Source organism: Streptomyces bobili (assembly GCF_002154575.1).
Lineage (GTDB): Bacteria > Actinomycetota > Actinomycetes > Streptomycetales > Streptomycetaceae > Streptomyces > Streptomyces bobili.
In genome coordinates, this window is sequence record NZ_MUBA01000467.1 from 1 (window position 1) to 10,626 (window position 10,626).

8 protein-coding genes are annotated in these 10,626 nt (G+C 72.2%); 2 read left to right on the forward strand and 6 right to left on the reverse strand.

Annotated elements, in window-relative coordinates; all coding sequences use genetic code 11:
• The first annotated feature begins 41 nt into the window (after nt 1-41).
• Complete coding sequence (locus BZL64_RS30420) at nt 42-1,586, forward strand: alpha/beta hydrolase (protein WP_086772366.1); 1,545 nt, start codon at nt 42-44, stop codon at nt 1,584-1,586.
• A 132-nt stretch (nt 1,587-1,718) separates the two neighbouring features.
• Nucleotides 1,719-3,284, forward strand: a complete 1,566-nt coding sequence (locus tag BZL64_RS30425; protein ID WP_086772367.1) for an alpha/beta hydrolase — start codon at nt 1,719-1,721, stop codon at nt 3,282-3,284.
• 65 nt (nt 3,285-3,349) lie between these two features.
• On the opposite strand, the gene moeZ is transcribed toward BZL64_RS30425, so the two are convergent.
• The 6 genes from moeZ to BZL64_RS30455 form a co-directional block, all read right to left on the reverse strand.
• Entirely contained in the window at nt 3,350-4,528 is a 1,179-nt protein-coding gene (gene moeZ / locus BZL64_RS30430) for an adenylyltransferase/sulfurtransferase MoeZ (RefSeq protein ID WP_086772368.1), read from the reverse strand.
• A 63-nt stretch (nt 4,529-4,591) separates the two neighbouring features.
• Nucleotides 4,592-5,341, reverse strand: coding sequence for a spherulation-specific family 4 protein (locus tag BZL64_RS30435; protein ID WP_086772369.1), 750 nt, complete (start codon nt 5,339-5,341; stop codon nt 4,592-4,594).
• Nucleotides 5,329-6,291: an NAD-dependent epimerase/dehydratase family protein gene (locus BZL64_RS30440; RefSeq protein WP_086772370.1), complete on the reverse strand. Its 963-nt coding sequence runs from the start codon at nt 6,289-6,291 to the stop codon at nt 5,329-5,331. The genes BZL64_RS30435 and BZL64_RS30440 overlap by 13 nt, the downstream gene beginning before the upstream one ends.
• A gap of 220 nt (nt 6,292-6,511) precedes the next feature.
• On the reverse strand, nt 6,512-7,843 hold the full coding sequence (locus BZL64_RS30445) for a hypothetical protein (RefSeq protein WP_086772371.1): 1,332 nt from the start codon (nt 7,841-7,843) through the stop codon (nt 6,512-6,514).
• Complete coding sequence (locus BZL64_RS30450; protein ID WP_086772372.1) at nt 7,840-9,747, reverse strand: DUF3492 domain-containing protein; 1,908 nt, start codon at nt 9,745-9,747, stop codon at nt 7,840-7,842. The genes BZL64_RS30445 and BZL64_RS30450 overlap by 4 nt, the downstream gene beginning before the upstream one ends.
• 252 nt (nt 9,748-9,999) lie before the next feature.
• Nucleotides 10,000-10,626 (reverse strand): DUF3152 domain-containing protein (locus BZL64_RS30455; protein ID WP_143663353.1); only part of this gene is annotated, 627 nt, incomplete at its 5' end.

Here is a 10,626-nt window from a genome sequence, read left to right on the forward strand (position 1 = left end):
TGCCCCGCGCGCGGGGCACGGCGCGACCCCAGGATGGGATCATGCCGAACCCCTCCCGCCCGCGCGCCGCCGTGCTCACCGCCACGGCCGTCCTGTGGTCCTTCCTGGTCGCGGGCTGCGGCGACGGCTCCCAGGACGAGGATCTGACGGCGCAGAAGCTGAGCTGGAAGGACTGCCCCGCACCGTCCCAGTCCGAGGGCGGGGGCAACGCCCCGTCACCGCTGCCGGACGGCGACGAGTGGCAGTGCGCGACCATGCAGGCGCCCCTGGACTGGAGCGAGCCCGAGGGCGACAGGATCGGCGTCGCGCTGATCCGCGCGCGGACGAGCGGTCCGGACAATCGCCGGATCGGTTCCCTGCTGTTCAACTTCGGCGGACCAGGCGGCTCCGGCATCACCACCCTGCCCGCGTTCGGCGAGGACTACGCGACCCTGCGCACCCGCTACGACCTGGTGAGCTTCGACCCCCGCGGGGTGGGCCGCAGCGCGGGCGTGCGATGCCGGAACGACGAGCAGCTGGACGCGTACTTCCAGCAGGACATGACACCCGACGACGCCGCCGAGCGCAGCACGCTCCTGAACAACACCAAGGAGTTCAACGCGGCCTGCGAGAAGAAGTCGAAGAAGATCCTTCCGTATGTGCGTACCACCGACGCGGCCCGCGACATGGACCTCATGCGCCAGGTCCTCGGCGACGACAAGCTGCACTACTTCGGCATCTCCTACGGCACCGAACTCGGCGGCGTGTACGCCCACCTGTTCCCGGAGAACGTGGGCCGTGCCGTCTTCGACGCGGTGGTCGACCCGACGCAGACGCCGGAGCAGGGCGCGCTGGGGCAGGCCAGGGGCTTCCAGCTGGCGCTCGACAACTTCGCCGAGGACTGCACGTCGAAAACGGAAGACTGCCCCGTCGGGGACACCCCGCAGGAGGTGAAGGACCGGATCGCCACCCTGCTGAAGACCCTGGACGCCGAGCCGATCCCGGGCGTCTTCCCGCGCGAACTCACACAGACCGCCGCGACGAACGGCATCGCGCAGTCCCTGTACTCGAAGGACTTCTGGGAGTACCTCACCGAGGGCCTGCAGCAGGCCTACGACGGCGACGGCAGCATCCTCATGCTGCTGTCCGACTCGATGAACGGCCGCAACGAGAACGGCGAGTACAGCAACATCACCGCCGCCAACGTCTCCGTCAACTGCGCCGACGACAGAGCGCGCTACTCCGTGGCCCAGGTGGAGCGGAGGCTTCCGGAGTTCCGGGCGGCGTCCCCCCTGTTCGGGGACTTCCTGGCCTGGGGCATGGTCGGCTGCACCGACTGGGCCGTGCCGGGCGCCGCCGACCATCCCGACGTGAGCGCGGCCGGCTCGGCGCCGATCCTCGTCGTGGGCAACACCGGCGACCCGGCGACCCCCTACGAGGGTGCGCGGAAGATGGTGGCCGCCCTCGGCCAGGGCGTCGGCGTCGAGCTGACGTACGAGGGGCAGGGGCACGGAGCGTACGACAGCAAGAACAAGTGCGTGCGGGCGGCGGTGGACGGCTACCTGCTGAACGGAAGGCCGCCGACCGCCGGGACGGTCTGCTCATGACACCCCCAGCTCGACAAACACGCAGGTCAAAGGGTTATCCACAGGCTCCGACGGGTGTGCTGGGATCCGCCTACTATGGCCTGACAGCCGTCCGCCGCAGGTGCGGACGGTCCCGCGAGGGGGGAAACGCACATGGCGCGATTCGTACGGTGGACGGCGTCGGGAGCCGTCGCCGCACTGCTGATGACGGGCTGCGGTGGCTCGTCCGACGACGGGGACGACAACAAGGGACGTACGGCCGACGCGCGCCCGTCGGCCTCCTCCACCGGCACCGGGGAGGTGACGGCGGCACCCCTGCCCGCCTCATTGACCGGGCAGAAACCCGACTGGGGCCGCTGCAAGGCCACCGCTGACTCCGACGCGCCGAGCGGCGAGTGGCAGTGCGCGGAGCTGAAGGTGCCGCTGGACTGGTCGAAGCCCGACGGGGACACGATCGACCTCGCGATGATCCGCGCCAAGTCCCGCGGCACCGGGAGCAAGCGGATCGGTTCGCTGCTGTTCAACTTCGGCGGGCCGGGCGGCTCGGGAGTGTCGACGATGCCGGCGTACGGCTCCACGGTCTCCTCCTTGCGCAAGCAGTACGACCTGGTGAGCTGGGATCCGCGCGGGGTGGGCGCCAGCGAGGGCGTCCGCTGCCGCAGCGACAAGAACATCGAGGCCGCCGAGTCGGTCGATTCCACGCCGGACACCACGGCCGAGGAACAGGCCTACCTCCGGGACTCCGTCGACTTCGGCAAGGGCTGTCAGAAGGACGCCGGGGAGCTGATGGCGCACGTCTCCACCACTGACAGCGCGCGCGACATGGATCTGATGCGCCAGGTCCTCGGCGACGAGAAACTGCACTACTTCGGCATCTCCTACGGAACGGAACTCGGCGGTGTGTACGCCCACCTGTTCCCGAAGAACGTGGGCCGGGTGATCCTCGACGCGGTCGTCGACCCGAGCGCCGACGCGGTGGGGCACGCCAAGAACCAGGCGAAGGGCTTCCAACTCGCGCTCGACAACTACCTGAAGTCGACCGGCCAGAACCCCGGCCAGGGCAGCCGGAAGATCGCCGACCTGCTGAAGCGGATCGACGCCGACCCGCTGCCGACGTCCTCCGGACGGAAACTGACCCAGACACTCGCGGTCACCGGCATCGTCCTGCCGCTGTACAGCAAGGAGGGCTGGCCGACCCTGACCAGCGCCCTTGAGTCGGCGCAGGAGGGCGACGGCTCCGAGCTGCTCACGCTCGCCGACGCCTACAACGAGCGGGACCCCGAGGGGAACTACGGCACGACGACCCACTCGCAGCGGGTCATATCGTGCTTGGACGACAAGCAGCGGCCGACCCTGGAGGAGACGAAGAAGCTGCTGCCGGAGTTCGAGAAGATCTCGCCCGTGTTCGGCACGTTCCTGGGCTGGGACACGGCCGGCTGGTGCCACGACTGGCCGGTGGCCGGGCAGTTCGACAGCCCGGAGGTGAGCGCGGCCGGAGCCGCGCCCATCCTGCTCGTCGGCAACACCGGCGACCCGGCGACGCCCTACGAGGGCGCGCGGCGGATGGCGGACGAACTGGGCGAGCGGGTGGGGGTGCTGCTCACCTGGAAGGGCGAGGGCCACGGGGCGTACGGGAGCGGGAGCGACTGCGTCGACTCGACGGTGGACGACTACCTGCTCGACGGCACGGTGCCGAAGGACGGCAAGGTCTGCTCATGACGACGGCGGGGGCCGCGCGCACCCGTGGTGCGCGCGACCCCCGCCGGTCGGGCAGGCAGGTCGGCTCAGTAGACCGGCTTGCTCGGCTCGATCTGGTTGACCCAGCCGATCACACCGCCACCGACGTGGACCGCGTCCGCAAAGCCCGCGGACTTCAGCACCGCGAGGACTTCCGCACTGCGGACACCCGTCTTGCAGTGCAAGACGATCTTCTTGTCCTGGGGCAGACCCTCCAGGGCGGTGCCGAGCAGGAACTCGTTCTTCGGGATCAGCTTGGCGCCGGGGATGGAGACGATCTCGTACTCGTTCGGCTCGCGTACATCGATGATCTCGATGTTCTCGCCGTCGTCGATCCACTCCTTGAGCTGCTTGGGAGTGATCGTGGCACCGGCGGCCGCCTGCTGGGCCTCCTCGGACACGACGCCGCAGAAGGCCTCGTAGTCGATGAGTTCGGTGACGGTCGGGTTCTCGCCGCAGACCGCGCAGTCGGGGTCCTTGCGGACCTTGACCTGGCGGTACTGCATCTCCAGGGCGTCGTAGATCATCAGGCGTCCGACGAGCGGCTCGCCGATGCCCGCGAGGAGCTTGATGGCCTCGGTGACCTGGATGGAGCCGATCGACGCGCACAGCACGCCCAGCACGCCGCCCTCGGCGCAGGAGGGAACCATGCCGGGGGGCGGGGGCTCCGGGTAGAGGCAGCGGTAGCAGGGACCGTGCTCCGACCAGAACACGGACGCCTGACCGTCGAAGCGGTAGATCGAGCCCCACACGTACGGCTTGTTCAGCAGCACGGCGGCGTCGTTGACCAGGTAGCGGGTCGCGAAGTTGTCCGTGCCGTCGACGATCAGGTCGTACTGGCTGAAGATGTCCATCACGTTGTCGGCCTCGAGCCGCTCCTCGTGAAGGACCACGTTCACGTACGGGTTGATGCCGAGGACGGAGTCGCGGGCGGACACCGCCTTGGAGCGGCCGATGTCGGCCTGGCTGTGGATGATCTGGCGCTGGAGGTTCGACTCGTCGACCTCGTCGAACTCCACGATGCCGAGCGTGCCCACGCCCGCCGCGGCCAGGTACATCAGCGCCGGCGAGCCCAGGCCGCCGGCGCCCACACACAGCACCTTGGCGTTCTTCAGCCGCTTCTGCCCGTCCATCCCCACGTCGGGGATGATCAGGTGGCGGGAGTACCTGCGGACCTCGTCTACGGTGAGCTCGGCAGCCGGCTCGACCAGGGGTGGCAGCGACACGGGGACTCCGTTGGTCGGTCAATCACTACAGTTGTTCTCCGCGTAACACTGCCATGGCCTTCTTCATTCCGAGACACCTGTTCCGATCCGCGAGACGATTTCGTCCCAGTAGCCGGGCATGGTCTCCCACGGGTCGAACGCGCCGTCCCGATCGTGACGGTCCGTGAACCAGATCGTGGCCGCTCCCTGCCACCGGGCGATCCGCAGCGCCTCGTCGAGATGGCCGCGGGGCACGCCGTGGACGAAGTGGCAGAACCGCTCGGGCGGATGGTCTGCGGTCCATTCCGCCGCCTGCGACCAGCGGTAGTCGCTCCAGGGCCCGGAGAAGGTGACGAGCTGGTCGGCGTTCTCCGCGTAGCCGGGGTGCGGGTGGGTGCCGTGTCCGAGGACGATGTGAGGCGTGTCACGGAGCGTGCGGAGGGCGCCGACCGTGCGGCGGATCTCCGGGAGTTCGGCGCGTTCGGTCGGGCAGCGGTCCAGGAGAAAGCCGTCGACCTGGTACCAGTCGAGGTAGCGGCGGGCGTCGGCGATCACCTCCGCGAAGGCGCGGGCGCCGTGGACGGCGTCGAGGTGCCCGAGGACGCGGACGCCCGCGTTGCGCAACCTGCCCGCGGCCTCCAGGCAGTGGGGGTCGGGGCGGACACCGGGGCCGTCGGCGATATTGAGGACGACCCAGTGCAAGGGCTGGCCGGGACGGGCGAGTTCGCCCCACTCGGTCGGCGCGACAAGGGGGTGGGCGAAGCCGGGGACCCCGAACCCGGCGCGGACGTCAGTGCTCGCGGTACCCGCCCGAGTACCGGTCAGATACGGCATGCCGCCTCCATCCAGATGTCGGCCAGGGACTCCTCGAGGTTGATCCGCGGCCGCCAGCCCAGCCGGTCGCGGGCGGTACGGACATCGGCCTGCTGCCAGCTGCCACACCCGTCGGGGTACGGGTACGCCACCGGGGCCACATGGTCGGAGTCGGGGCGGGGGTGGACGATGGTCGGCCTGAGGTGGCCGCCGGGCGGGCCGTCGAGTTCGTGCAGGGTGCCGCCGTATCCCGCCACGCGCGCGAGGACGGCCGCGGCGTCCCGGAGACGGACGGCACGGCCCGAGCCGATGTTGATGACGCCCTGTGCGGCGGACAGCGAGGCGGCGTGGACGGCGCGGGCGACGTCACGGACGTCGATGAAGTCGCGCTGGGCGCCCAGTCCGCCGAGCTTCAGTTCGCCGTCTCCGGACTGCATGGCGCGGCGCATCGCCTCGGCGAGCCGGCCCAGCGGGGAACCGGCGGGGGTGCCGGGCCCGGCCGGGGAGAACACCCGCAGCACGACCGCGTCCAGGCCGGAGCCGAGGACCAGTTCGGTGGCGGCGAGCTTGCTGACGCCGTACGGGCCGCCGGGGCGTGGGACGGCGTCCTCCGCGGTGGAGGAACCGGGCTGGCTGGGGCCGTACTCGGCGCCGCAGCCGACGTGCACGAGACGGGCGCCGCAGCCGCTGCGGCGCAGCGCCTCGCAGACGGTGGCGACGGCGACGGTGTTGTGCCGGGTGAGTTCCCGGGCTCCGCCGCGGGTGGCGCCCGCACAGTTGACGACGACCTGGGGGTGGACAGCGTCGAGGAAGCGAGTCAGGGCGCCTGGGCTGCCGCTCGCGAGGTCGAAGCGGACGTCGGCGTCGTCGCCGCGGCCGAGCGCCGTGAGCTGGACGGCCGGGTCGGCCAGCAGACGGTCGGCGACGAAGCGGCCGACGTAGCCGTTGGCTCCGGTCAGCAGGACCCTCATCGCTCGGCTCCCGGGGTGTTCGCCGCGGCTGCTCCGGTGACCGCGCGGGCTCCTGCGACCGCGGGTGTCCCGGTGGCTCCGGTCGCTCCGGATCGGGAGGTGGTCATCTGGTCTCTCCTTAGGGGGATTTCATGGGTGGAGGAGCGCGTGCGTCGTGCGGTCCGTGCACGGTGGGGGTGGCGCGGCGCGCGGTGGTCGGAGGCGGGCAGACGGCGCCGGGTCAGCACGGCTGGTCCGTTCGCGCGTGGGCCGAGGCCCTGGTGAGGGTGCGGGTCGCGTGGATCAGCAGGGTGAGGGCCGCCGCCCCGCAGGCGAGGGCGGGGACTCCGGCGGGGCCCCAGGCGGCCATGAGGGCGTCCACGGGTGCAGCCAGGAAGCCGCAGCGGGGCAGCCGGCCCGCGAGGAGGGTGGCCAGGGCGATCGCCTCGGCCCCGCCCGCCGCCCTGAGGACGACCGCCGGGGCGTGGGTGAAGCCGTGGACCGTGAGGAGGCGCGAAAGGAGGAGCAGCGCACCCAGACCGAGCGTGCCCGCGTAGGCGGCGGGTTCGCCGAGGACGGCCGCGCAGACACCGGTGAGGACCGCGAGCGCGCACAGGAACAGGGCGAAGACGCTGAGCAGCAGCGGCCGGACGGAGGCGGCGAACTCGTCCAGGCCCCGGCTGGTGTCCAGCCTGCGCCGGGCGCGTACGGCGAGAAGGTGCGCGCACCAGGCGGCGGGCACGCACGCGAGCGCGAGGGTGAGGAGTGGGGCCGTGGCGAGTGGCCAGGGGCCGTCGGGCGTTCCGGTGGGCAGGCCGTCCGGGCCGCCGTCGGCCGCGGCGCGCAGCAGGCCGTCGCCGAGGGCGGCGTAGGCGAGGAGCCAGCAGGTCCAGCCGCCGGTGTGGTGCCGGCCGGGGTGCGAGCCGCCGCGTGGGCCCGACGGGAGCCGGCGGCGGCTCAGCGGGCCCCGGCGGAGCGCGGCGCGCAGGGCCAGGGTCACCGCCAGGACGCCGGCGGCGACGGCGAGGACGCGGGCCTGACCGTGGGTGAGACGCAGGCCCACGACGGTCGCGGCGGTCAGGGCGCCGGGCAGGAGGGTGAGCAGCGCCCAGTCCAGGCGGGCCCTCGGCGCTGGAGCGGACTCCGGGCGCGGGGGCGTGTCGCCGTCTCGGGGAACGCGGGCGTACATCTCCTCCGCGAGGGAGAAGACGTCCCGGTGCCGGAACCGCGCGGCGGTGCGGTCGGTGACGCCGTGGGCCTCCAGACCCGCCGCGATCTCCAGTGGATCGACCGCCCGCTCGCAGAGCTCTCGGTGCCGGTGCATCAGCGCCTTCACCGGGTCCACGGCGCCGCCTCGGCGAGGCGCGGCGGGACCGGCGGCCGGATAGGGGCGTACGCCGGAGGCCGACGCGGGACGCTCGGCAGGGATGGGCACCGCCGGCCCGTCGGAATCGGAGCCTGCGCCGGCGCTCGGAACTGTGTCCTCGCTCACCAGCCACCCCCCGGACCGTTCGTCCCGGGCGCCGGGGCTCGCCGGCGTCGCGGGGCGGTCGAGTTCGCCCAGGCCGCTCATCGGGCCCCCTCACTCGCGACGACGGGACCAGCGGCGGAAGCGCCGGCAGGAGTGGTGGCAGGAGTCGAGGTGCGGGGCGACGGCGGGCCGGGCGCCCCGACGGAACCGCGGGCCGCGGCCGTACCCCGGACCGGCGGTCCTGCCGTCCAGGTGGACGGGTGCCGGGGAGTGGCCCGTCCGCCGAGGCCGGTCCACCGGCCGGGCAGCCAGGCCTCGGCCGGGACCGCGAAGGGCCGGGGTTCACCGGCCGCGTCGAGGACGCCCCGGCGGACCGGGCTCCGGGAGACGATCTCCAGGTAAATGCCGTGAAATGCCGCGATGTTCTGCTCGACGGTGAACAGTTCGAGGGCGCGTGCTCGGGCGGCGGCACCCAGGCGTGCACGGCGTCCGGGGTCGCGCAGCAGGGCCACACACGCCTCCGCGAGCGCCCGCGGGTTGCGCGGCGGGACGACGAGTCCGGTGCCTCCGATGACCTCGACCACCGCGCCGACGTCCGTGGAGACGGTCGCGCGCCCGCAGAACATCGCCTCGACCAGGCCGACCGGGAACCCCTCGACGACGCTGGACAGGACGACGACGGCACCGGCCGCGTACGCCTCGGCGAGTCCGGGCACCTCCGGGCCGCCGATCTCCTCGAAGGACACCGGGTTGTCGCCGACGGAGTGCGGCCCGGCGGCCTCGTCGGGGAAGAGCTGCGCGGCCAGCATCCGGCAGTGACCGAGGTAGGCCTCGCCCTCCGCCCCGGCGGCGGCGCCGAAGATCCGCAGCCGGGTCCCGGACTCCTCCTTGCGGATCTCCGTGAAGGCGTGGAGCAGGGAGACCAGGTCCTTCGCCGGTTCGACTCTGCCGACCCAGACCAGCGTGCGCGGGTCGGCGGCGTCCGGGGAGTCGCCGACCTCGGCGAAGCGGGCGGCGTCCATCCCCGGGTGGACCGTCCGCAGCTTGGCCGGGTCGGCGCCGCAGCGCTCCTGCCAGCGGCGGGCGTGGGCGTTGCCGGGCGTGACGCATGCCGCCTGCCGGTACACCTCGGCGGCGAGCCGCCCGTGGAAGGCCGCGAGCAGGGACCGCACGGCCGGGGCGCCCTCCGGGACAGCCACCGGTCCAGGCACCCGACGGGACGTCGGACCGGAGGCCGGGCCCGACACCGCGTCCGACGTCGAAGCCGCTCCGGAAGCGACAGCCGTGCCCCCGCCGGCCCCGAGATAGTGCGTCCGCAACCGGACCCCGTACTCCGTCACCAGCAGCGGCACACCGAAGAAATGCCGGGCGAGCAGACCCGGGAGTGCCGCCGCACCTCCCGACGCGGCGTGGCAGAGGTCGACCGAGCCGAGCCCGTCGCCCCCGTCGTCCTCGTACCAGTCGAGCGAGAGGGGGCGCAGGGCACGTTCGAGGTGAGCGGCGACGGCGAGCAGATCGGGTACGCGCGCCTCGCGCGCCGTACCGGCGGCGCCCGGCGCACGACAGGCACGCTCCAGGGCACGCACGGCGCCCTCCGAGCGGAGCGCGCCCACCAGGCCGCCCTCGTCGCGGGCAAGTTCCGCGAGCCCGTACAGCGCGTTGCCGAAACGGTCCGCCTGGGAGCCGGAACGGTCGGTCCCCGCACCGGTGGGCGCCCCTTCGCACAACACGGACACCAAAGCGCCGTAGTGCTCGGTGAAACGCCGGCGCGCACGCCGTCCGTGCACCACCCCGTCGTCCTCGGCGGTCCACAGCGGTGCGGTACGCACGCGGGTGACCTGCGGCGGAAGCGCGACCTGGCCGGCGGCCTCCTGGCGCTCGCTGCGGCCGAGCGCGTAGACGCCGAACTCATGCTGTCCGAGCCCGCGCACGAGCCGGTCGCACCAGAGCCCCGCATCACCGCTCACATACGGATAGCCACCCTCCGTAAGCAGTCCGATGCGCACGTGTGCACCCCCGATCTCCCGCTTGGGGAGCCGCCGTTGACCCGGCGGCTCGCAGCGGGACGAACGTATGCGGACAAGGTGGTGGTGCGATGGACGGTTGTCCGTCGCACCACCAGAAGGGGTGAACGGTCGTAACTTTCCCGTGCGAGTGGCGTTCCGTCGCGCTAAGAGATCAGGCGAGCGCGAAACGTTACACCTCAGGGGGCGTGCGGACGCTTTCCGGGCGCCCCGCAGGCGCTCCCTGGCTGTTCGTCAACTGTTCGGATAGGCCCAGGGGTTGGGTCGGCAGCGGATCCCGTCGTACTCCAGGAACTTCGTCTGCTGCTGCATGACCGGGGCCAGGTCGCCGTCCTTGTCACAGGTGACATGGCCGTAGCCGAGCCGGTGGCCCACCTCGTGGTTGATCAGCATCTGCCGGTAGGCGTACATCTCGTCGCCGTAGGTCGGCGAGCCCTGCGCCCACCGGTAGGCGTTGATCATGACGCGTTCGGTGGCGGCCGAGTCGCACGAGACGTTGTCCTCGGTGGTGTCCAGGCCCGACTTCGCGCACCATTCGGCGGTGGTGCCGGGGCTGGCGAGCGTGATGACGAAGTCGGGCTCGCCCGAGTGGATGCGCTCGAAGGTCCGCGCGCCGTTGTGGGCCCAGCTGCGGTCGTCGTTGAGCGTCGCTTGCACGGCCTGCGCGAACACCGCGCCGTCGAGGCCGAGCCCCTGCTCGACGTCCACACGGTAGGTGTACTTCTGCCCCTTGCCGGGCGCCTTGTCGATACCGGGTACGGCGTCGAACTTCCCCGACCCCGCGAAGCCGGCCCCGAGCCGGTACCGCGCGCTCATCTTCTGGTCGTACGTCAGCGTGACCACGCTGACGTACGACCAGAA